Here is a 22,808-nt window from a genome sequence, read left to right as displayed (position 1 = left end):
CCCCACGAACAGGTTGCGAGCAGGCACGAGCAGGTCCCGAGCACGCCGCACACCACGACCATGGAGAGCGTTGAAACGGTCCCGCGAGACGGCAGCGTCCGAGCTGTTCGCCGCCCTCTACCCGCGACTCGCCGGCTGGTGCCGCCGGCTGGTCGACGACGACGAGACGGCTCATGAGATCGCCTCGGAGGCGTTCACCCGGCTCTGGGCGCGCTGGACTTCCGTCGCCGAACCCCGGGGCTTCCTCTACGTGACCGCGGCCAACCTCGTCCGGGACCACTGGCGCAAGCTCGAACGCGAGCGCAGAGCGGTACGCCGGGCCACCACCGAGGAAGCCATCCGCCCGCCGACCGAACAGGCCGATCCGTCCGTCCGCCTGCTCGTGCAGTCGCTGCCGGAACGACTGCGCGTCCCGATCCTGCTGCACTACTACGCTGACATGCCGATCCGGGAGGTGTCCGTGCTGACCGGGCGCAAGGAAGGAACGATCAAGGCCGACCTCCACGCGGCCCGCGAACTGCTCCGCGCCCACCTGAGGAGAAGTCTTGATCACACGGTCTGACGACGGTCCGGACTTCGACCCCGACGACCCGCTCGCCCTCATCCTGCGGCCCTCCTCCGACCGGCTCGTCCCGCCGCCCGGCCAGTACGAAGCCGTCCGCCGCGGCGCGGCCCGCCGCCGGCTGCTCCGCGCCGCGGCCGGAGTCGGCCTGTCATGCGCCGTCGCGGTCGTCGTCGCCCTGCCGTTCCGCCTGGCGGCATCCCAGGAACCCGCGTCCCCGGCGGTCCCGCTCGCCCCGCCGCCCGCGACGGGGCCGGCCACCGCGCCCACCCCCTCGGCGTCACCCGCGCCCGTCACCCCCCGCCCCACCGAGCGCCCCCGGAATACCGCCGCTCCCACCCCGACCACCCCGACGAGCCCGTCCCACGCGGCCGTCCCCACCCAGGCGCCGTCGCCGGGACGCTCCGAGCCGCCGACGGCGCAGTCCGCCGAGCCCTCAACGGCCCCGAAAGAAACGGACGGCACCCGCCCTTAGCCACGCACGTGTGCCAGGCTGCATCCGAACGAACTCCCCATCCCTGGCGGCAAGTTGACGACGGGCGCGGGGATCGTCATCGAGCGCCGAGCGGGGGCCGGGGAACACATGAACGAAGCGGCGAGCACCGGGCCGGCCGGTGAACGGACCGGAGCGGCCGCCACGTTGGGCCTGCTGGCCGTGTGGGCGCTGCACGACACCGAGGAGTTGCTGACGCTGCCGCGCTGGCTGCGCCACAACGTGCCCGAGCTGCGGCGGCGTTTCCCGTCCGTGCCCGAGGCTGTGTGGCGCCGGGCCACGGCGATCGACGAACGGGAATTCGCGACGGCCGTCGGCGGGATGGCGGCGATCGTCGCCGCCGCGTCCGTCGCGGGCCACATCACAGGGGGCCGCTCGGCCCTCTTCCAGTCCGCCCTGAACGGCTTCGGGCTGCACGGTCTGGTCCACCTCGCCCAGGCGGCCGCGGTACGCGGTTACACCCCCGGTTCCGTGACCTCGCCCCTGCTGGTGATCCCCTTCACGCTGTGGGCGCGGGGCCGGCTGCGACGAGCCGGCGTGCTGCGCCCCGCGCGCCCCCGCGACCTGGCGCTCGGTCTGGCCCTGGCGGGCGCGGCCACGGTCGCGTCGCACGCGGTCGCGCGGAGCGTCCTGGCCCGCGTCGGCCACCTGCCCGCCCGTCCGACGCGGCCGAGCCGCTCCGTCGGCATGGTCACGCGTGACGGAGGCCTCTCCACCGGTACGGCTGAACTGCCGCCCAGTACGCAGTAGTTCAGCCCCCGCGCTCCGGCGCGTCCTGCCGGGTGCGCTGCCCAGGCCCGGCGGACGGCCCTACACCTTGCGCAGGGCGCAGAGCGTGTCGATGCGGTTCGTGGTGATGGAGTCGACGCCCGCGTCGAGCAGCCGGCGCATCGAGCGGCGGGTGTCGGGCGTCCAGACCGAGAGCAGGAAGCCGTCGCGGTGGACCCGGGCGACGAGGTCCCGGTCGACCAGCCCGAAGCGGTAATTGAGCCAGCGCGGGCGCACCGCGTCGAGCAGGGCGGGCCGTGGCGGAGCCAGTGAGGTCCAGGTCAGCGCGATCTCCGCGGCGGGGTCGGCCGCCCGCACCGCGAGCATGGTCGAGGCGCCCGCGCAGTAGTACACGCGCTCCTCGGCCCCGCACTCGCGGATGACGCCGACGATCCGGCGTACGGCCCGCTCGTCGTTCCCGCCGGGCAGGTCGATCATGAGCCGGCCCTCCCCGGCGGCGGCCAGCGCGTCCACCAGGGTCGGCACCCCGCCGGCCGTCAGCCCGCGCACCTCGTCGGAGGAGAGCGAGGCCAGCGGCCGGTCCTGTTCCCACAGCCGCTTCAGCGTCCGGTCGTGCAGCAGCACGGGAACACGGTCCCGGGTCAGCCGTACATCGACCTCGACCGCGTCCGCGCCCTGGTGCAGCGCGGAACGCAGCGAGTCGATCGTGTTCTCGCGGACGCGGTAGGGGTCGCCGCGATGGGCCACGGCAGTCACGGTGCGCATGCGTCCATTGTGACCGTCCGGCGCCGCCGGCCGGCCCGCCGGGGTGCGCGCGTCAGGGCGCCAGCCAGGCCGCGGTGTACGTGTCGATCTCCTCGGCGAGCCGCGCCTTGCCGGCTCCGTCGAGGAAGGACGCCTCCACGGCGTTCTTCGCGAGCGCGGCGATGCCCCGCTCCTCGAGCCCGAGGAGCCGGGCGGCGACCGCGTACTCGTTGTTGAGGTCGGTGCCGAACATCGGCGGGTCGTCGGAATTGATGGTGACGAGCACGCCGGCGGCCACCATGTCCTTGATCGGGTGTTCGTCGAGCGTGCGGACCGCGCGGGTGGCGATGTTGGAGGTCGGGCAGACCTCCAGGGCAATGCGGTGCTCGGCGAGATGCGCGAGCAGCTTCGGGTCCTGCGCGGAACTGGTGCCGTGTCCGATCCGCTCGGCCCCCAGGTCGTTCAGCGCGTCCCAGACCGTCTCCGGACCCGTCGTCTCGCCGGCGTGCGGCACGGACCGCAGCCCGGCGGCGATCGCGCGGTCGAAGTAGGGCTTGAACTGCGGCCTCGGTACGCCGATTTCAGGTCCGCCGAGCCCGAAGGAGACGAGCCCCTCGGGGCGCAACCGGTCGTCGGTGGCGAGCCGCGTGGTCTCCTCGGCCGCTTCCAGACCGGCCTCGCCGGGGATGTCGAAGCACCAGCGCAGTACGACACCGAGCTCGGCCTCGGCCGCCTTGCGGGCGTCCTCGATGGCCTCCATGAAGGCGAGCTCGTCGATGCCGCGGCGGGTGGAGGAGAAGGGCGTGAGGGTCAGTTCGGCGTACCGGACCTGCTGCCGGGCCATGTCCCGGGCGACCTCGTACGTCAGCAGCCGGACGTCCTCCGGGGTGCGGATGAGGTCGACGACGGACAGATACACGTCGATGAAATGGGCGAAGTCCGTGAAGGTGAAGTAGTCGACCAGGGCCTCGGGGTCGGTCGGCACCTTGGAGTCGGGGTGGCGGGCGGCCAGGGTGGAGACGATCCGCGGGGAGGCGGAGCCGACGTGGTGCACGTGCAGTTCGGCCTTGGGCAGGCCGGCGATGAAGGCGTGCGGATCGCGGGCGTCGAGGTGATCGGTCAAGGGTTCCTCCCCGGGAACGGCGCCCCGGACCGTGGTCGGGGGACGCGGGTGATCGGCTGATCGGTGGCTCAGGGATCATCGTAGGCGGGCAGCGCTACGGCCGGAAAAGGGCCGTAGCATGACGGTTCGATGGAACGAGGGGGCTGGACGTGACGGATGAAGCACGCCCGGGAGGCGACAGCGCGAGCGGCGAGGACCCGTGGGCCGCGCCGGAGGACAAGGTGTCGTTCAGCAAGCCTTCGGGCGCCGCATCGCCGGAGCGGGAGCGGCCCTCGCCGTTCCACGACCAGGCGACGATGGCCGGCGGATTCGCGGCACCCGGGTCCGGCCCGGCCGACAGCAGGCCGGCGAGTCCGGGCGGCTTCGGCCCGGCGCAGGCCGGTCCCCCTCCGCCGGGCGGTCCGGGCTCCGTGCCCGCACCGCCCTTCGCACCCCCGGACGCGGCAAGCTCCGGCTACGGCGCACCCGGCGGATACGGCTACCCCGGCGGCCCGGGCGAGTACCCCGGCTACCCGGGCTACGGCTGGCCGGGCATGCCGATGCCCCGGCAGAACGGGCTCGGCGTCGCCGCCATGGTCCTGGGCATCCTCTCCGTCTGCCTCTTCTGCCTGTACGGCGTGGTCTCCGTGGTGCTCGGCATCCTCGCCGTCGTCTTCGGGATCAAGGGGCGCAAGCGGGCCGACCGGGGCGAGGCCGACAACCACGGGCAGGCGCAGGCCGGCTTCGTGCTGGGCATCATCGGGATCGTCCTGGGCATCGCCGTGATCGTGCTGATCGCCATCGGCATCACAGCCGCGTTCAACGACGACGGTTCATACTCCGACGACCCCTTTGTCGGGAATGCTCTCGGCGTCTCGTCGCCGCTGGTGGTCCGCGGCTGACTCCGCCACCGCCCTGCATCATGCCGGTTCCGTAACCGACCGGGTCATCGGCCCGTCCGGTGGTGACCAGGGCCATTACGATGCCTTGACTGTCAACGAGGGGAGAGTTGCTCATGTCCGACTCCAATGCCGGGCCTGGTGGGTTCGGGCCACCGTCCCAGCCGCCGCAGCCGCCGCAGCAGCCCGGGTACGGGTACCCGCAGGCGGCCCCGGGTTACGGCTATCCGCAGACCGGTCCGTCGTACCCGGCCACGCCTCCCGGGGCGTACCCGCAGAGCGCCGGCTATGGCATGCCCGTGCAGCCCAGCAACGGCATGGGAACCACCGGACTGGTGCTCGGCATCATCGGCGTGGTGTGCAGCCTGACCTTCTTCCTCTGGTTCTTCGGGGTCATCCTCGGGATTCTCGCCATCATCTTCGGCGCGATCGGCAGGGGGAAGGCCAACCGGGGCGAGGCCACGAACAAGGGTGCGGCGACCGCCGGGCTCGTGTGCGGGATCATCGCCACGGTGCTGCTGCCGCTGCTGGGTCTGCTGCTCTTCGCGAGTGTGATGGGCGCGGCCTGAGGTCTTGAGGGGCGCCTGCCATCCGGCGGCGCCCCCTGGCGCCGTCCGCGATCCGGCGGCGCCCCCGGTACCGTCTGTCACTCCGCGGCGCCCCCGGTACCGTCTGTCACTCCGCGGCGCCCCCGGTACCGTCTGTCACTCCGCGGCGTCCCCGGTACCGTCTGCGATTCAGCGGCGTCCCCGGTACCGTCGGTCACTCGGCGGCGCCCCCGGCACCGTCTGCGATTCAGCGGCGCCCCCTGGCACCGTCCGTCATCCGGCGGCCCCCTGGCACTGTCCGTCATCCGGCGGCGCCCCCGGCACCGTCCGCGATCCGGCGCCGGCGCCGCGCCCGGCATCACGCAGCCCGCAGTCTCTCCCGGGCCTCCATCAGCGCGAAGCCCAGCAGATTCTGCCCGCGCCAGCGCGCGGGATCCGCCGCCCGCTCGTCGTCCGCGGTCAGACCGATGCCCCAGACGCGGTCCATCGGGCTCGCCTCGACCAGCACCCTCCCCCAGCCTCCGGCCGGGAGGACCCCCGTCCCGCTTCGCTCGCCGGTGCCCAGCAGGAACTCCCGCAGATCCGCGTGCGCCGCGAACTTGTGGACACTGCCGTCGACCACGATCCCGAAGCGCTCCCGCTCCCACACCGCCTCGTCGAAGCCGCGCACCAGCCGCCCCGCTTTCTTGGCGAGCGCGGGACTGGTCGCCTCCAGGGCGAGCCGCTCCGCCTTCTCGTCACCGAAGAGCCTGGCCTTGGCCGCCATCATCCAGTGCTCCGCCGTCGCGTAAGCGACACCGTCGACCTCGAACGGTGACGGCCACCACTGGCTGAGACAGCTCGCGCCCACCTGCCCGTCGGCCCGCGGCCGATGCCCCCAGAAGTGCAGATACTTGATGCGGGCCCCCGAACGGATCTCCCCGATCAGGGCTTCCCGTGAATAGATCTTCCCCATGCACGCGAGTCTGGCAGGCACCACTGACACAGCGTCCTCCCTTTTCCAGGTCGACTCGACACCTGGTCGACAGATTCCGTCGCGTAACCAAAAGGCAACAACGGAATCACTTGTTGGAGTCACCTTGCTCTGTCAGGATCGGCACTCAAATCGAGCTGGAGCTACGCCGACCCCCGTGGGACGGGGAGGGCGGCGGAGGAGAGCGACATGCACAATCCGGGCCATCGCTTCCAGGCGCAGGACCGCTTCGCGGACGGCGCGCAGTACATCGCGGGCCGGCTGACCAAGGGCACCTCGGGCCGCACTTTCGCGGTCGTCGACCCCGCCACCGGCGACGAGGTCTACACCTACGAACTGGCGAGCACCGTCGATGTGGACGCGGCCGTCGCCGCCGCCCGCGAGGCGTTCCCCGGCTGGTCGGGCGCCACCCCGGGTGAGCGCTCCGACGCCCTGCACCGCTTCGCCGCCGTGCTCGCCGAGCGGGCCGAGGAGTTCGCCCGTGCCGAGTCCCTGCAGTGCGGCAAGCCGCTGAAGCTGACGCGGGAGTTCGACGTCCCGGGCACCATCGACAACACCGCCTTCTTCGCGGGCGCCGCCCGGCATCTGCAGGGCCAGTCCGCGGGCGAGTACTCCGGCGACCACACCTCGTACGTACGGCGCGAGCCCATCGGAGTCGTCGGCTCCATCGCGCCCTGGAACTACCCCCTCCAGATGGCCGCCTGGAAGGTCCTCCCGGCGATCGCGGCGGGCAACACGATCGTGCTCAAGCCCGCCGAGCTCACCCCGCTGACCTCGCTCCTGTTCGCGCAGGCCGCCACCGAGGCGGGGATCCCGGACGGCGTCATCAACATCATCACGGGCGCCGGCAAGGACGCCGGTGAGCATCTGGTCGGCCACCCCGACGTCGCGATGACCTCCTTCACCGGGTCCACCGCGGTCGGCAGGCGGGTCGCCGAGATCGCCACCTCGACCGTCAAGCGGCTCCATCTGGAGCTCGGCGGCAAGGCGCCCTTCCTCGTCTTCGACGACGCCGACCTCGAAGCCGCCGTGCACGGCGCGGTCGCCGGCTCGCTGATCAACACCGGACAGGACTGCACGGCCGCCACGCGCGCGTACGTCCAAAGGCCCCTCTACGACGAGTTCGTCGCGCGGACCGCCGAGCTCATGGCGAGTGTCCGGCTCGGCGACCCCTTCGCGCCGGACACCGACCTCGGTCCGCTGATCTCGCACGCCCAGCGCGACCGGGTCGCCGGATTCGTCGACCGGGCCCGCGGCTACGCGCGCGTGGTCACCGGCGGGGAGATTCCGCAGGAGCTCAAGGACGGCGCGTACTACCGCCCCACCCTGGTCGCCGACGCCGCCCAGGACAGCGAGATCGTGCAGTCCGAGATCTTCGGTCCGGTCCTGGTCGTGCTGCCCTTCGACAGCGACGACGAGGGCATCCGGCTGGCCAACGACACGCCGTACGGGCTCGCCGCCTCCGCCTGGAGCCGTGACGTCTACCGTGCCCACCGCGCGACCCGGGAGATCAAGGCCGGCTGCGTGTGGGTCAACGACCACATTCCGATCATCAGCGAGATGCCGCACGGCGGCTACAAGGCGTCCGGTTTCGGCAAGGACATGTCCTCCTACTCGTTCGAGGAGTACACCCAGATCAAACACGTCATGTTCGACAACACCGCAGTTGCCAGGAAGGACTGGCACCGGACGATCTTCGGGGACCGGCCGTAGTCGGGCGACCGACTACCGCCGAGTGGCAGACAAGGCCGCGACCACGGCCGCGACACTCCGGAAAGGCACCACGAGCATGGAGCAGTACGAGCCCGACCGCCTCTCCCCGGCCCAGGTGGCCGCCATGCGGCGCAGCCTCAGGAACGGCAGGGCCTCCCTCAGCCGCCGTTCGCTGCTGCGTGCCTCCGCGGGCGGCGCGCTCACCGTCGGCGGAATCGGGGCGCTGAGCGCCTGCGGGATTCCCGCGGCCGGCAAGACCCAGGGCGGCGTCTCCGCAGAGGACCACTCGGCCACGGAGAAGACGATCAGCTTCTCCAACTGGACCGAGTACATGGACGTCGACGAGAGCGAGAAGCACCACCCCACGCTCGACACGTTCACCAAGCGCACCGGCATCCAGGTCAAGTACACCGAGGACATCAACGACAACAACGAGTTCTTCGGCAAGATCAAGCCGCAGCTCGCCGCGGGCCAGGCCACCGGGCGCGACATCATCGTGCTGACCGACTGGCTGGCGGGCCGGCTGATCCGCCTGGGCTGGGTCCAGAAACTGGACCCGGCCAACCTGCCGCACGCGTACGCCAACCTCTCGGACCAGTTCCGCAGTCCCGACTGGGACCCCGGCCGCGCCTACTCGTACCCGTGGCAGGGCATCTCGACCGTCATCGCGTACAACAAGAAGGCGCTCGACGGCGTCGAGGTGAAGTCGATCTCCGACCTGCTCGACAATCCCAGGCTCAAGGGGCGCGTCGGCTTCCTCTCGGAGATGCGCGACAGCATCGGCATGACGCTGCTGGACATGGGCAAGGACCCGGCGAAGTTCACCGACGACGACTTCGACGCGGTGATCGCCCGCCTCCAGAAGGCCGTCGACAAGGGCCAGATCCGCCGCTTCACCGGCAACGACTACACGGCCGACCTCACCAAGGGCGACCTCGCGGCTTGTGTCGCCTGGGCCGGCGACGTGGTCCAGCTCAAGGCGGACAGCCCGGACCTCGACTTCATCATCCCGGACAGCGGCTACATCACGTCGACCGACAACATGCTGATTCCCAACAAGGCGCGCCACAAGACGAACGCCGAGCGGCTCATGGACTACTACTACGAGCCCGAGCCGGCCGCCGAACTCGCCGCCTACATCAACTACGTCTGTCCGGTCGACGGAGTGAAGCCCTATCTCGCGAAGATCGACAAGGAGGCGGCGGACAACCCGCTGATCATTCCCGACCAGGCCATGGCCGCGAAGTCTCACGCCTTCCGCTTGCTCAGCAGCAAGGAAGAGACGGCCTACGAAGAGAAGTTCGCGAAGCTCACAGGGGCGTGACCATGATGACGACAGACAACAGCGGCGACGTCCGCCTCTCCGGGATCAGCAAGACGTACGGCTCCTTCACCGCCGTGCACCCCCTCGACCTGACCGTCCCCCAGGGCTCGTTCTTCGCGCTCCTCGGGGCGTCGGGCTGCGGCAAGACCACCACCCTGCGGATGATCGCCGGCCTGGAGGAGCCTTCCTCGGGCACCGTGGCGCTCGGCGATCAGGACGTGACGAACCTGCCGCCCTACAAGCGGCCGGTGAACACCGTCTTCCAGTCGTACGCGCTCTTCCCGCACCTCGACATCTTCGAGAACGTCGCCTTCGGCCTGCGCCGGCGCGGCATCAAGTCGGTGAAGAAGCAGGTCGGGGACATGCTCGACCTGGTGCAGCTCGGTGAGCAGGCCCGCAAGAAGCCGCACCAGCTCTCCGGCGGCCAGCAGCAGCGCGTCGCCGTGGCCCGCGCGCTGATCAACACCCCCAAGGTGCTGCTCCTCGACGAGCCCCTCGGCGCCCTCGACCTCAAGCTGCGCCGCCAGATGCAGCTGGAGCTCAAGCGCATCCAGACCGAGGTCGGCATCACGTTCGTCCATGTCACGCACGACCAGGAGGAGGCCATGACGATGGCCGACACGGTCGCCGTGATGAACGCGGGCCGCGTCGAACAGCTCGGCTCGCCCGCCGACCTCTACGAGAACCCGAACACCACCTTCGTCGCCAACTTCCTCGGCACCTCCAACCTCATCGAGGCCGAGGTCGACTCCCGCAGCGGCGACGAGATCATCCTCAGGGCCGGCGGCGGCAAGCTGAACCTCTCCGCCGCGCGATGTTCGGCCCCCACCACGACCGGCGGCAAGGTCCTGGTCGGCGTGCGCCCCGAGAAGATCTCGCTCACGCACGCCGACGACGCGGGCGAGATCCCGGCCGGCCGCAACCGGATCACCGGGACGATCGCCGACTCCAGCTTCATCGGGGTCTCCACGCAGTACGTCATCGACAGTGCGGTCTGCCCCGAGTTCGAGGTGTACGCCCAGAACATCGACCGTGACTCCCGGCTCACGCCCGGCGCCGAGGTCGTCCTGCACTGGAACCCGGCGCACACCTTCGGTCTGGACGCGGCCCAGGACATCGACGCCGGAGCCGCGACGGTGGACGAGGAGGCCTCCTGATGGCCACCGTCACCCAGGCGCCGCCGCTCACGCCGGGGCCCGTCGAGAAACCGCCCCGCAAACGCGGCCGGCTCACCCCGTACTGGCTGCTGCTGCCCGGCATCCTCTGGCTGGTCGTCTTCTTCGCGCTCCCGATGGTCTACCAGGCCTCCACGTCCGTGCAGACGGGCTCCCTGGAGGACGGCTACCAGGTCACCTGGCACTTCGCGACCTACTGGAACGCGCTGGCGGACTACTGGCCGCAGTTCCTGCGCTCGGTCCTGTACGCGGGCTCCGCGACGGTCCTGTGCCTGGTGCTGGGCTACCCGCTGGCGTATCTGATCGCGTTCCGCGCGGGCCGCTGGCGCAACGTCGTGCTGATCCTGGTCATCGCCCCGTTCTTCACCAGCTTCCTGATCCGCACGCTGGCCTGGAAGACGATCCTCGCGGACGGCGGCCCGGTCGTCGGCACCCTCAACTCGCTGCACCTGCTGGACGTCACCAGCTGGCTCGGCATGACCTCCGGCGACCGGGTGCTCGCGACCCCGCTCGCGGTGGTCTGCGGACTCACGTACAACTTCCTGCCGTTCATGATCCTGCCGCTCTACACCTCGCTGGAGCGCATCGACGGACGGCTGCACGAGGCGGCCGGCGACCTGTACGCCAAGCCGTTCACCACCTTCCGCAGGGTGACGTTCCCGCTCTCGATGCCGGGTGTCGTCTCCGGGACGCTGCTGACCTTCATCCCGGCCAGCGGTGACTACGTGAACGCCGATCTCCTCGGCTCCACCGACACCCGGATGGTCGGCAACGTGATCCAGACCCAGTTCCTGCGGATTCTCGACTACCCGACGGCCGCGGCCCTTTCGTTCATTCTGATGGCGGCGATCCTCATCATGGTCACGCTCTACATTCGCAAGTCCGGGACGGAGGATCTGGTTTAAATGGCCTTCGTACGCTGGTTCAAGCACCATCTCGTCGTCATCGGGGGGCTGCTGACCCTCGGATATCTGCTGCTGCCGAACGTCGTCGTCACGGTGTTCTCCTTCAACAAACCGAAGGGCCGCTTCAATTACGAGTGGCAGAACTTCTCCCTGGACGCGTGGCGCGATCCGTGCGGCGTCGCCGACATGTGCGGCTCGCTCTCGCTCAGCCTCCAGATCGCGGTCTGGGCGACCATCGGGGCCACCGTCCTCGGCACCATGATCGCCTTCGCGCTGGTCCGCTACCGCTTCCGGGCCCGCGGCGCCGTGAACTCGCTGATCTTCCTGCCGATGGCGATGCCCGAAGTCGTGATGGCCGCCTCGCTGCTGACGCTCTTCCTCAACATGGGGGCCCAGCTGGGCTTCTGGACGATCCTGATCGCCCACATCATGTTCTGCCTCAGCTTCGTCGTCACCGCCGTCAAGGCGCGTGTGATGTCGATGGACCCGCGCCTCGAACAGGCCGCCCAGGATCTCTACGCCGGTCCCGTGCAGACCTTCGTCCGGGTCACCCTGCCGATCGCGGCCCCCGGCATCGCTGCGGGCGCGCTGCTCGCCTTCGCGCTCTCCTTCGACGATTTCATCATCACCAATTTCAACGCGGGTTCGACCGTCACCTTCCCCATGTTCGTCTGGGGATCGGCACAGCGCGGAACACCCGTTCAGATCAATGTCATCGGTACGGCCATGTTCATCGTCGCCGTACTGTTCGTCCTGGCGGGAATGGTCATCGGAAACCGCCGCAACCGCCAAAAGGCATAACAGCACAGCACGTGTAGGGAGTTGAAATCATGGCCCCAGGCGCCATGACCCGTTGGACCAAGTCACTCTCCGACGCCCAGCCCGTCTCCTTCTGGCTGGACGACCCCGGCAAGCCCCGCCCCGAGCCCGCGCTCACCGGCGCCGAGACCTGCGACCTGCTCGTCGTCGGCGGCGGCTACAGCGGACTGTGGACCGCTCTCCTCGCCAAGGAGCGCGACCCGCGGCGCGAGGTGGTCCTGGTCGAAGGCCATGAGGTGGGCTGGGCCGCCTCCGGCCGCAACGGCGGCTTCTGCGCCGCGTCCCTGACCCACGGCCTGGCCAACGGCCTCACCCGCTGGCCGGACGAGATCAGGAAGCTGGAGGAGCTGGGCGCCCGCAACCTCGACGAGATCGAGGCGGCCGTCGCCCGCTACTCCCTGGACTGCGAATTCGAGCGCACCGGCGAGATCGACGTCGCCACCGAGCCGCACCAGGCGGCCGAACTGCGCGACTGGTACGAGGAGTTGGGGCGCGAGGGCCTCGCCGGGGGCACCGAGTTCCTGGACGCCGACGCGGTACGGGAGCAGGTCGACTCACCGACCTTCCTGGCCGGCCTGTACGACCGCGGCGGCGTCGCCATGCTGCACCCCGCCAAGCTCGCCTGGGGCCTGAAGCGGGCGTGCCGGGAACTCGGCGTGCGCGTGTACGAGCAAACCCCCGCGCTCGCCCTGAAGCCGGACGGCGCCGGCATGGCCGTACGCACCCCCTACGGTTCGGTCCGCGCCCGACGGGTCGCCCTCGGGACCAACATCTTCCCGAACCTCGTCAGGCGCGTGCGGTCGTACACCGTCCCGGTCTACGACTACGCGCTGATGACCGAACCGCTGACCGCCGACCAACTGGCCTCCATCGGCTGGAAGAACCGCCAGGGCCTCGGGGACTCGGCGAACCAGTTCCACTACTTCCGGCTGTCCGCCGACAACCGGATCCTGTGGGGCGGCTACGACGCGATCTACCCGTACGGCGGCCGGATGCGCGCCGAGTACGACCACCGCCCGGAGACGTACGCCAAGCTCGCCGGGCACTTCTTCACGTGCTTCCCGCAGCTCGAAGGGGTCCGCTTCACGCACGCCTGGGGCGGCGCGATCGACACCTGCTCGCGCTTCTCGGCCTTCTTCGGTACGGCGCACCAGGGCCGGGTCGCGTACGCGGCGGGCTACACCGGGCTCGGCGTGGGCGCGACCCGGTTCGGCGCGGACGTGATGCTCGACCTGCTCGCGGGCGAGCGCACCGAACGCACCGAGCTGGAGATGGTCCGCAAGAAGCCGCTGCCGTTCCCGCCCGAACCCTTCGCCTGGACCGGCATCGCGCTCACCAAGTGGTCGCTGGCCAGGGCGGATACGCACGGCGGCCGGCGCAATCTGTGGCTGAAGACGATGGACAGGCTGGGGCTCGGCTTCGACAGCTGAGTCCCGGGTCCCCGGCCGTGCGGGGCGCGCGGAAGCGTTCGTGATCAAGCAGCGCACGCCCGCTCGATCACTGTGATCCGGTTCACTACCAACTGGTAGCAGGAACCCGCGTAATGCCCGGCCCCGACCTCCCTCTCCCCTGTGACGCGACCAGCGTCGACACGAGAGAGGGAGGTTCCGTCATGACAGGGGCCAAGACGGCGGTCGAGTGGCTCGCATCCGTAGCTCCGGATCCCGAGGCCTGCCGCTGGGAGTGGGAGCGCAACCCGCTGGGGGTCGCCCTGCTGCCGGCCGGCAGGGCCTGGGACGTCCTCATCCTGCCGGGCGAGCTCGGCTACCCCACGCTCGACGTGCTGACCCGGGTGATCGACCACCCGGGCCCGGTCCTCGTCGACTTCGGTGACGCCCGGATGGGCTTCTTCGTCCCCGCGGGCACCGCGGCCCGGTGGCTCGGCACGGGGGTGCGCACAGCGGGCCGCGGTACGTGGATCGTCGTGCCGTACCCGGGCCGGTCGACCGGCGGGGTCCGCTGGCTGGTTCCGCCGGACGGCTCCGGCACGCTCACCGACCCGGCGCTGCTGGAACTGGCCATGCACGAGGCGGCGGCGGGGCTGGCCGGGGATGAGAACCGGTAGCCGAGCCGGGGGCCGCCCCCGGTGACCGTCAGAGGTCTTGACAACAGAATTGGTCTGGACCACATTGGGCGCGCTCGACCCTCCAATTCCCCCATTCGCGGAGGCAGTTGTGGATCGCACCGGACGTAACAGACCATTCGTACGTTGTCGTCGGGGACTTCTCGCCGTGTGCACGGCCACCGTCCTGGCCGTACCCGGCGTCACCGCGCTCTCGTCGGCCGCCCGTGCGGCCGACGCGGACCTGGCCCGCAACGGCGGGTTCGAAGCAGGCCTGGACGGCTGGACCTGTTCGGCGGGGAGTACGGTCAACTCACCCGTGCGGAGCGGAAGTTCGGCACTCAAGGCGACTCCGGCCGGCAGTGACTACGCGCAGTGCGCGCAGACGGTGACCGTCAAACCCGACGCGCAGTACACCCTCGCCGGTTACGCCCGCGGCAGCTACGTCTACCTCGGCGCGAGCGGCACCGGCACCACCGACGTCTCCACCTGGACGCAGTCCGCGCCCGACTGGCAGCGGCTCGCCACCACCTTCCGCACCGGCCCGTCCACCACCAAGGTCACGATCTACACGCACGGCTGGTACGGCACCGGCGCGTACTACGCCGACGACGTCTCCCTCGTCGGCCCCGGCGTCGACGCGGGCCAGCCACCGGCCGTCCCGACGGGCCTCAGGACCGGCGCGGTGACCTCCACGAGCGTCGCCCTGTCCTGGTCCGCGGTGACCGGCGCCACCGGATACGCCGTCTACCGCGACGGCGTGAAGGTCCAGACGGCCACCGGCACCTCCGCCACCGTCAGCGGGCTCACACCCTCCACGGCGTACTCCTTCCAGGTCGCGGCCGTGAACGACGCGGGCGAGTCCGCCAAGTCGGCGACCGTGACCGCGACCACCCCCGCCGGATCGGGCGGCTCGACCGACCTCCCCGCCCACGCCCTCGTCGGCTACCTCCACGCGAGCTTCGCCAACGGCGCCGGCTACACCCGGCTGGCCGACGTACCCGACAGCTGGGACGTCATCGACCTCGCCTTCGGCGAGCCGACCTCCACCACCTCGGGCGACATCCGCTTCAACCGGTGCCCGGTCACCGAGTGCCCGACGGTCGAGAGCGATGCCGATTTCAAGGCGGCCGTCAAGGCCAAGCAGGCGGCCGGCAAGAAGGTGCTGATATCCATCGGCGGCCAGAACGGCCAGGTGCAGCTGACCACCACGGCCGCCCGCGACACCTTCGTCTCCTCGGTCTCGAAGATCATCGACACCTACGGCCTGGACGGCCTGGACATCGACTTCGAAGGCCACTCGCTCTCGCTTGACGCGAGCGACACCAACTTCAAGAGCCCGACCACGCCGGTGATCGTCAACCTCATCTCCGCGCTGAAGACCCTGAAAGCCAAGTACGGCGCGAAGTTCGTCCTGTCGATGGCCCCCGAGACCTTCTTCGTCCAGCTCGGCTACCAGTACTACGGCACGGGCAAGTGGGGCGGGCAGGACCCGCGCGCGGGCGCCTACCTCCCGGTCATATACGCCCTGCGCGACGACCTGACCCTGCTGCACGTCCAGGACTACAACTCCGGCTCGATCATGGGCCTCGACAACCAGTACCACTCCATGGGCGGCGCCGACTTCCACATCGCCATGACCGACATGCTGCTGACGGGCTTCCCGGTCGCCGGCGACGCCAACAACGTCTTCCCGCCGCTGCGCCCCGACCAGATCGCCATCGGCATGCCGGCGTCGACGAACGCGGGCAACGGCTACGTGGCGCCGTCCGAGGTGAACAAGGCCCTGGACTGCCTGACGAAGAAGACCAACTGCGGCTCGTACGCCACCCACGGCACCTGGCCCGCACTGCGCGGCCTGATGACCTGGTCGGTCAACTGGGACCGGTACGGCAGCTGGGAGTTCCAGAAGAACTTCGACGGCTACTTCGGCTGAGGAACAGCGCGAGGCCCGACAGCAGCACCGCGCACAGACACCAGCTCGCCACCACGTCCAGCGGCCAGTGGAAGCCGCGGCGCACCAGGCCGTAGGCGACCGCGAGGTTGAGCGCCAGGCAGACGGCGAGCAGCGCGCGGCGGGCGGCGGTGGTGCGCAGCCAGGGGAGGAGCAGCAGGGTCGCGGCGCCATAGGCGATGACGGCCGTCGCGGTGTGACCCGAGGGATAGAAGCCCGTGCCCGGGCCCATGACCGGTGGGCCCGGCCGGGCGATCAGCTCTTTCAGGGGGACGATCACGACCGGTACGGCGGCCATCAGCACCGCGGCCGCGGCGGGCGCCGACCACCAGCGCGGCACCCCGGCCGCACGGGCCCGCCGGGCCACGTACAGCAGGACGAGTGCGAGGACGGGCACGGCGACCGTGATGTTGCCGAGGTCGGCGAGCAGCTCGTGGAACCGGTTCGGCCGGACCACGGCGTGGCTCAGGTGTTCGTCCGCGCGGGCGAGGGGGCCGTGGGCCGCGACCTGCCAGGTGATCAGCGCGAAGAGAAGGGCCGGAAGGCCGAGGAGGAAGGTCGGCCGCCCCGGAACAGGGGGGGTGGTTCCGGGGCGGCCGTCCGGATCGGTGTGCCGCGCGCCCCGGGGGGTTTGGGGCGAGCGGCCATCCGATCGGTGAGGAGATCCAGAGCTGGAAGCTCCGGTTGTGTGCGCGAGGGCACGACCAGGGTGAAGCTGGGGAAGCCCCGACCCTGTGTCGCCCACAGTCCCCTGTGGGCGGGGTGTTTCTCTCATCTGGCTAGAACCTACGACAGGGGGCGCGACTCCGACAGGCGGAATCGCGTCCTGCCATCCACCTCGCACACGTTCTTCACACGCTCTGACCGTCCCCGCCCCGGCCCGTCCGCGAAACGGAATGCAGGGCGACGACCAGCCCGGATGCCCGGGCCGGGACGTGCGGGACCTCAGATACGGGCGAAGGCCTGCTCGATGATGTCGAGGCCCTCGTTCAGGAGGTCCTCGCCGATGACCAGCGGGGGCAGGAAGCGGAGGACATTGCCGTAGGTGCCACAGGTCAGGACCAGCAGGCCCTCCTGGTGGCAGGCCTTGGCGAGCGCGCCGGCCGCCTCCGCGTTCGGCTCCTTGGTGTCGCGGTCCTTGACGAGCTCGATCGCGATCATCGCGCCACGGCCGCGGACGTCGCCGATGATGTCGAACTTCTCGGCCATGGCGCCCAGCCGGGCCGTCATGACGGCCTCGATGTTCTTCGCCTTGGCGTTGAGGTCGAGCTCCTTCATGGTCTCGATCGCGCCGAGCGCGCCCGCGCAGGCCACCGGGTTGCCGCCGTAGGTGCCGCCCAGGCCGCCCGCGTGCGCGGCGTCCATGATCTCGGCGCGGCCGGTCACGGCGGCGAGCGGCAGACCGCCCGCGATGCCCTTGGCGGTCGTGATCAGGTCCGGGACGATGCCCTCGTCCTCGCACGCGAACCACTGGCCGGTGCGGCAGAAGCCGGACTGGATCTCGTCCGCGACGAAGACGATGCCGTTGTCCTTGGCGAACTTGCTGATGGCCGGAAGGAAGCCCTTAGCGGGCTCGATGAAGCCGCCCTCGCCGAGCAGCGGCTCGATGATGATCGCGGCGACGTTGTCCGCGCCGATCTGCTTGTTGATCATGTCGATGGCCTGCGCGGACGCCTCGGCACCGGCGTTCTCCGGGCCGGTGAGCCAGCGGTAGCCGTACGCCACCGGCACCCGGTAGACCTCGGGCGCGAACGGGCCGAAGCCGTTCTTGTACGGCATGTTCTTCGAGGTCAGCGCCATCGTGAGGTTCGTACGGCCGTGGTAGCCGTGGTCGAAGACGACGACGGCCTGGCGCTTGGTGTACGCACGGGCGATCTTGACGGCGTTCTCGACGGCCTCGGCGCCCGAGTTGAACAGGGCCGACTTCTTCGCGTGGTCACCCGGCGTGAGCTCGGCCAGCGCCTCGGCGACGGCGACGTAGCCCTCGTACGGCGTGACCATGAAACAGGTGTGGGTGAAGTCCTGGAGCTGGGCGCTCGCCCGGCGGACCACGGCCTCGGCGGACGCGCCGACCGACGTCACGGCGATACCGGAGCCGAAGTCGATCAGGCGGTTGCCGTCGACGTCCTCGATGATCCCGCCGCCGGCGCGCGTGGTGAAGACCGGCAGCACGGAGCCCACACCGGCCGCGACCACGGCGGTACGGCGGGCCTGCAGCTCCTGCGACTTCGGGCCGGGGATGGCGGTGACGACGCGGCGCTCCTGCGGAAGTGCGCTCATGAGGGGCTCCCTGAGATCTTACGAACCCGGCTGAGCCGGCGACCGGGCTGTACCGGTGGACCGGGCCGGTCCGGGCGGGGTGTTTTCGGACGCTTGCCTTCTTTCTTCGCAGGCTAGAGCCGGGGGCGGGGGGTGGGCATGCTCCATGTGGGAGTTGTCGCGGGATCCGCTTGTCCGCCGTGGACATAGAGCCGGGGAGTACGGGCGGATCGAGGTCCGCGCGGGTCCGGCCGCCCAGTCCACGCAGGTCCGGCCGCGTAAACGGTGAACTCCCCCCGGCAGGGCACTAGATTGACCCGCGTACGAGGCACGGATCGGCTGGTCAGGGGGCAAGGACGATGGACAGCGACGGCACGCAGGACGCACGGGGCACACACGCGAATCCTGTGCCGCGTCCGGCGGGGCCGCCGGAGATGCCCGCGACACCGCCCAGGCCCGCCCGGGCACCGGGCATGCCGCCACCGCCGGACGGGTCCGCGTTCCTGGCCTGGGTCCGGACTCCGCGGCCGGACGCGGCGCCGGGCGTGTGGCGGTTCGGGCACCGGCCCCGGCCCGAGGAGGAGCCGGAGCAGATTCCGGGGCGGCAGCTGCTGAGCGGTGCCGTGATCGCGTTCCTGGTGGGGTGGCTGATCTGGTCGCTGCTGTGGAACGGATATCTGGGCGGCTGGTGGGTGCTGCCGCTGGAGCTGTTCACCCCCGACTCCTGGCGGCACAGCGGCGACCGCATCGGAAACGCGTTCCTCTGGTACGGCTACTACACGCTGATCGCCCTCGTCATCATGATCGGAGTCGGGCGACTCGGCCGATGGGGTGAGGTGTGGCGGCGCTACGGGTTTCCTGCCTGGCAGCGCGCCGCCCCCGTGGCCGAACGGCCGCCGGCGCCCGAAGAGGACCCCGCCCAGTGGAACCACCTCCGTGCCTCCGGTGCCTCCGACGCCGCCGACCGGCTCGCCGCCGAGGCCCGCGCCGGGCTGATGCGCGATGTCGACCACGCCCGGATCGCCCGCGCCTGGCAGGGCGTACGCAGCGGACGGCACAGCCTCGCCACCTTCACCGGCACCGTGCTCAAGGACGGTGCCGCCGCCTGTCTGCACCCGTCGGGCGACCGCGATCTGCCCGGCCGGCTCGCCCGGCACGACCTGGTGACCGGTCAGGTACGGCTCGGCACGACCGCCGACGACCCCCGGAACCCGTACGCCTACCGCGGTACCGGCCTCGCCCTCGGCCCCGACCTCCTCGGCACCTCGCTGCTCGCCGTCGGGCCCCCCGGATCCGGCAAGACCGGCGGGGTGGTCTGGCCGCTCGCCGAGTCGCTGTGCCTGCACGCGCTCGCCGGCCGGGCGGCCGTCGTCGTGGTGGGAGCGGCCGGCGCCGGGCTCGGCCCCGCCGAGGCCTACGACGTCGTCGTACGGATCGGGAATCCCGACTCCGTCTACGACCTCGATCTGTACGGCGGCACCACCGACCCCGACGAAGCGGCGGCCGTACTCGCCGAGGCGCTCGTCGGGGATCCCACCGACCCGCATCCCAGCGGCGACAGCCGGCGCTCCACCACGGTGCTGGCCCAGTTGCTCGGGCCGTACCGCGCCGTCCACGGCCGCTTCCCCTCCGTACCGGAACTGCGTCAGCTCCTCGACGGGTCGCCCGGGCCCCTCGGCGCCCTGCGCAAGGGGCTGGAGGACGCCGGGCAGGCCTCGCTGCTGCGGGAACTCGACGCACGGGAGCGGCAGTTGGGGCACCCCGGGGATGCCGGCAGTGTCCTCGCCGACCGGGTCGCGCTGCTCGACCGGCCCGCCTTCGCCGGCTTCTTCGACACGTCAGGGCAGTCGCGGCCCTTCTCGCTGCGCGCCCTCGACCACCCGGTGCGGGTCCGTATCGACCTGCCCCAGCGCGGGCACGCCGACGCCTCGCGGATCCTCACGCGGCTCGTGCTCGCGCAGTTCACGGCCAGTGTCGCCGTCCGCGAGGACCGCTCGCTGTTCGCCTGCCTGGTGCTCGACGACGCGACCGGCGCCGTCACCCCGGAAGCCGTCCGGGGCATTCAGCGGCTGCGGTCCGGCAACGCGGGAGCGGTGCTGACCCTGCGCACGCTCGACGACGTGCCCCGGCCACTGCGCAGCCCGCTGCTCGGCGCCATCGGCTGCCGGATGGCGCTGTCCGGGCTCACCCCCTGGGACGGACAGGACTTCGCCGAGGTCTGGGGCAAGGAGTGGATCGAGGCGCGGGACGTCACCGACCGGCAGATCATCGCGGAGACCCCGGCCGGGAAGGCCGTGCACATGCTGCGGCGGGTGATCACCGGGCATGCACCGACCGCCCGGGCCGTCACCGTGCGGCAGGTCGAGCGGGAGCGGTGGTCGGCGTCCGAGCTGGCGCACGGGGTGCCGCCGGGGCACGCGGTGCTGTCACTCACCAGTGTGAAGGGCGAGCACGCGCCGCCCCTGCTGGTGGATCTGCGGGCGCGGGCCGCCGACGGGAGCTGACGGGGGCCGGGGGGCCGGGGCGCGCCGGGTGCGCCCGGAGGCGGGGGTTCCGGCTGTCGGTGGGGGTTCCCGGGCGGGCCGGGGCGTCTGGAGTTACCGTCACCGGGTGACCGTACGGTGAGGCAGAATCGACATAGGCCGTTCATACGTGGCGGCCAAAAGATCACCTGTCCGTGACCGTCGAAGATCCCGTGAAGACCTGAAGGTCCCATGCCCCCCACGCTCGCCTCGCTCGTCCACCACTCCGCACTGAAGCTGACCGTGCGGGCGGGCGAGGACCGCCTGGACGTACCCGTCCGCTGGGCGCATGTCAGCGAGCTCGCCGACCCCGTGCCCTACATGGAGGGCGGGGAGCTGCTGCTGATCACCGCGCTCAAGCTGGACGCGGACGATCCCGAGGTCATGCGGCGGTATGTGAAGCGGCTGGCCGGGGCCGGGGTCGTGGGACTCGGCTTCGCCGTCGGGGTCAACTACGACGAGATCCCGAAGGCGCTGGTCGAAGCCGCGGAGAAGGAGGGGCTGCCGCTCCTCGAAGTGCCCCGGCGCACACCGTTCCTCGCCATCAGCAAGGCCGTCTCCGCCGCGATCGCCGCCGATCAGTACCGTGCCGTGACCGCGGGGTTCGCCGCCCAGCGCGAGCTGACCAAGCAGGCGCTGAGCGGCGGACCCGAAGGGGTGCTCGCCGCGCTCGCCGGGCAGGTCGACGGGTGGGCCGCGCTGTACGACGCGTCCGGCGCCGTCGTCGCCACCGCGCCCGAGTGGGCCGGGCGCCGGGCCGCGCGCATCACCGCCGACGTCGAACGGCTGCGGGAGCGGCCCGCGCCCGCGAGCTCCGTCGTCGGCGGCCCCGGCGGGGACGACCGGATCGAGCTGCACTCGCTCGGCACCGGGCGGCGGCCGCGGGCCGCGCTCGCCGTCGGGACCGCCGCGACACTCGGCACCGCCGAGCGGTACGCCGTGCACTCCGCGATCGCCCTGCTGACCCTCACCACCGAGCGGTCGCGGTCCCTGTACGCCGCCGAGCAGCGGATCGGCGAGGCCGTGCTGCGCATGCTCCTCGCCGGCGAGTCCGACCACGCGCGCGCCGTCGCCGGGGACCTGTACGGCGAACTGCTCGACGCTCCCTTCCGGCTGATCCTCGCGGAGTCCGCGTCCGCGTCCGCCGGGCGTGCCCACGCCGACGGGTATCCGCGGTCGGGCGGCGCCGCCGTCTCCGCCGGTTCCGCCGGCTCGGGCGCCGTGTCCGAGCCGCACGGTGATTCCCTCGCGGGGCTCGCCGAGGTCGTCGAGTCCGCCGCCGCGCGCTCCGGCGAGTCCGTACTTGTCGTGCCCGACGGGGAACGGCTCGTGGTGCTCGCCGTGGACGGGGGTGCGGCCGTCTCCGCCTGCCAGGAGCACGCGGCGGCCCTGGAGGCGGCCCGGGCCGCCTCCAGGGACCAGCCTGCCGGTGAGGAGGGCGAGCTGGTCGTCGGGCTGTCGGCGCCCGCCGGGCCGATCGCCGCGGGTGCCGCGTACAAGCAGGCCGAGCAGGCGCTGTCGGTGGCCCGGCGGCGGGACCGTGCGCTCGTCGAGCACGAGGACCTGGCGGCCGGGTCCGTGCTGCCGCTGCTCGCGGACGACGCGGTGCGGGCCTTCGCGGACGGGTTGCTGCGGGCGCTGTACGAGCACGATGCCACCGGGCGCGGTGATCTCATCGCCTCGCTGCGCGCCTGGTTGTCGCGGCACGGGCAGTGGGACGCGGCGGCCGCCGACCTGGGAGTCCACCGGCACACGCTGCGCTACCGGATGCGGCGCGTCGAGGAGATCCTGGGCCGCTCCCTCGACGACCCCGATGTCCGCATGGAACTGTGGCTGGCCTTGAAGGCTTCGGCTGCGGGGGAGTAGCGCGGTGGCGCTGCCGCTGTTGTCGCGGTGGGGTTGGTGCCGGTGGGGGTCGGTCGTCTTGTGCCGGTGGGTGGGTGGTTCGCCGTCGGGTGGTGGGTGGGTCGGGTCCGTGCCGGTACATCCGCCCGTCGCCCTACCGGCTGTGCTGTCTTCTGGGGG

Annotated in this window: 18 protein-coding genes and 2 pseudogenes; 15 read left to right on the top strand and 5 right to left on the bottom strand. The window is 71.3% G+C overall.

All coding sequences use genetic code 11. From position 1 onward, the window contains the following. The first annotated feature begins 70 nt into the window (after window positions 1–70). The 3 genes and pseudogenes from ACFVYF_RS29550 to ACFVYF_RS29540 all read left to right on the top strand — a co-directional run. Window positions 71–562 carry an RNA polymerase sigma factor gene (locus ACFVYF_RS29550; protein WP_389460232.1) on the top strand — a complete coding sequence of 164 codons (492 nt, stop codon included), beginning with the start codon at window positions 71–73 and terminating at the stop codon, window positions 560–562. After that, entirely contained in the window at window positions 546–1,037 is a 492-nt protein-coding gene (locus ACFVYF_RS29545) for a hypothetical protein (RefSeq protein WP_389460230.1), read from the top strand. Before ACFVYF_RS29550 ends, ACFVYF_RS29545 begins: the two co-directional genes overlap by 17 nt. A 108-nt stretch (window positions 1,038–1,145) precedes the next feature. Beyond that, window positions 1,146–1,688, top strand: a pseudogene (locus ACFVYF_RS29540) (HXXEE domain-containing protein); the annotation flags it as partial. A gap of 177 nt (window positions 1,689–1,865) precedes the next feature. On the opposite strand, the gene ACFVYF_RS29535 reads toward ACFVYF_RS29540, so the two are convergent. Together ACFVYF_RS29535 and ACFVYF_RS29530 are read right to left on the bottom strand one after the other, a co-directional pair. Continuing rightward, window positions 1,866–2,549 carry a glycerophosphodiester phosphodiesterase gene (locus ACFVYF_RS29535; protein ID WP_389460229.1) on the bottom strand — a complete coding sequence of 228 codons (684 nt, stop codon included), beginning with the start codon at window positions 2,547–2,549 and terminating at the stop codon, window positions 1,866–1,868. A 52-nt stretch (window positions 2,550–2,601) separates the two neighbouring features. Then, window positions 2,602–3,704: pseudogene (locus ACFVYF_RS29530) on the bottom strand (adenosine deaminase). A 96-nt stretch (window positions 3,705–3,800) separates the two neighbouring features. On the opposite strand from ACFVYF_RS29530, the gene ACFVYF_RS29525 reads away from it, so the two are divergent. Together ACFVYF_RS29525 and ACFVYF_RS29520 are read left to right on the top strand one after the other, a co-directional pair. Beyond that, window positions 3,801–4,532 (top strand): DUF4190 domain-containing protein, encoded by a 732-nt coding sequence (locus ACFVYF_RS29525; protein WP_389460227.1) that lies wholly within the window; start codon window positions 3,801–3,803, stop codon window positions 4,530–4,532. A 113-nt stretch (window positions 4,533–4,645) separates the two neighbouring features. Beyond that, on the top strand, window positions 4,646–5,098 hold the full coding sequence (locus ACFVYF_RS29520) for a DUF4190 domain-containing protein (RefSeq protein WP_389460225.1): 453 nt from the start codon (window positions 4,646–4,648) through the stop codon (window positions 5,096–5,098). Between the two features lie 337 nt (window positions 5,099–5,435). Here the strand turns inward: ACFVYF_RS29520 and ACFVYF_RS29515 are convergent, their stop codons facing one another. Continuing rightward, window positions 5,436–6,032: an NADAR family protein gene (locus ACFVYF_RS29515; RefSeq protein WP_389460223.1), complete on the bottom strand. Its 597-nt coding sequence runs from the start codon at window positions 6,030–6,032 to the stop codon at window positions 5,436–5,438. A gap of 207 nt (window positions 6,033–6,239) precedes the next feature. Between ACFVYF_RS29515 and ACFVYF_RS29510 the strand changes: the two genes are divergently transcribed. The 8 genes from ACFVYF_RS29510 (at window position 6,240) to ACFVYF_RS29475 (ending at window position 15,984) form a co-directional block, all read left to right on the top strand. Beyond that, window positions 6,240–7,763 carry a gamma-aminobutyraldehyde dehydrogenase gene (locus ACFVYF_RS29510; RefSeq protein ID WP_389460221.1) on the top strand — a complete coding sequence of 508 codons (1,524 nt, stop codon included), beginning with the start codon at window positions 6,240–6,242 and terminating at the stop codon, window positions 7,761–7,763. A 76-nt stretch (window positions 7,764–7,839) separates the two neighbouring features. After that, window positions 7,840–9,087 (top strand): PotD/PotF family extracellular solute-binding protein, encoded by a 1,248-nt coding sequence (locus ACFVYF_RS29505; RefSeq protein ID WP_389460219.1) that lies wholly within the window; start codon window positions 7,840–7,842, stop codon window positions 9,085–9,087. A 5-nt stretch (window positions 9,088–9,092) separates the two neighbouring features. Continuing rightward, window positions 9,093–10,244, top strand: a complete 1,152-nt coding sequence (locus ACFVYF_RS29500) for an ABC transporter ATP-binding protein (RefSeq protein ID WP_389460439.1) — start codon at window positions 9,093–9,095, stop codon at window positions 10,242–10,244. Beyond that, on the top strand, window positions 10,244–11,167 hold the full coding sequence (locus ACFVYF_RS29495; RefSeq protein WP_389460217.1) for an ABC transporter permease: 924 nt from the start codon (window positions 10,244–10,246) through the stop codon (window positions 11,165–11,167). Before ACFVYF_RS29500 ends, ACFVYF_RS29495 begins: the two co-directional genes overlap by 1 nt. Then, a complete protein-coding gene (locus ACFVYF_RS29490) occupies window positions 11,168–11,968 on the top strand; it encodes an ABC transporter permease (protein WP_389460215.1) in 801 nt (266 codons plus the stop codon). It begins immediately after the preceding gene. 29 nt (window positions 11,969–11,997) lie between these two features. After that, entirely contained in the window at window positions 11,998–13,416 is a 1,419-nt protein-coding gene (locus ACFVYF_RS29485) for an NAD(P)/FAD-dependent oxidoreductase (RefSeq protein WP_389460213.1), read from the top strand. A gap of 182 nt (window positions 13,417–13,598) precedes the next feature. Continuing rightward, window positions 13,599–14,051, top strand: coding sequence for a hypothetical protein (locus ACFVYF_RS29480; RefSeq protein WP_389460211.1), 453 nt, complete (start codon window positions 13,599–13,601; stop codon window positions 14,049–14,051). Between the two features lie 166 nt (window positions 14,052–14,217). Continuing rightward, a complete protein-coding gene (locus ACFVYF_RS29475; protein ID WP_389460209.1) occupies window positions 14,218–15,984 on the top strand; it encodes a chitinase in 1,767 nt (588 codons plus the stop codon). Here ACFVYF_RS29475 and ACFVYF_RS29470 read toward each other — a convergent pair. Continuing rightward, a complete protein-coding gene (locus ACFVYF_RS29470; RefSeq protein WP_389460207.1) occupies window positions 15,923–16,747 on the bottom strand; it encodes a phosphatase PAP2 family protein in 825 nt (274 codons plus the stop codon). The two genes, ACFVYF_RS29475 and ACFVYF_RS29470, sit on opposite strands and share 62 nt — an antisense overlap. A gap of 200 nt (window positions 16,748–16,947) precedes the next feature. Next, the gene (gabT, locus tag ACFVYF_RS29465; protein WP_389460205.1) at window positions 16,948–18,282 is read right to left on the bottom strand and encodes a 4-aminobutyrate--2-oxoglutarate transaminase; all 1,335 of its coding nucleotides are present in this window, start codon (window positions 18,280–18,282) and stop codon (window positions 16,948–16,950) included. A 338-nt stretch (window positions 18,283–18,620) separates the two neighbouring features. On the opposite strand from gabT, the gene ACFVYF_RS29460 reads away from it, so the two are divergent. Next, on the top strand, window positions 18,621–20,765 hold the full coding sequence (locus ACFVYF_RS29460) for an ATP-binding protein (protein WP_389460203.1): 2,145 nt from the start codon (window positions 18,621–18,623) through the stop codon (window positions 20,763–20,765). 210 nt (window positions 20,766–20,975) lie between these two features. Beyond that, window positions 20,976–22,649 carry a PucR family transcriptional regulator gene (locus ACFVYF_RS29455; protein WP_389460201.1) on the top strand — a complete coding sequence of 558 codons (1,674 nt, stop codon included), beginning with the start codon at window positions 20,976–20,978 and terminating at the stop codon, window positions 22,647–22,649. Window positions 22,650–22,808: the final 159 nt, after the last annotated feature.

This window comes from Streptomyces sp. NPDC058274, assembly GCF_042881375.1.
GTDB lineage: Bacteria > Actinomycetota > Actinomycetes > Streptomycetales > Streptomycetaceae > Streptomyces.
This window is presented reverse-complemented; position numbering and strand designations above follow the sequence as displayed.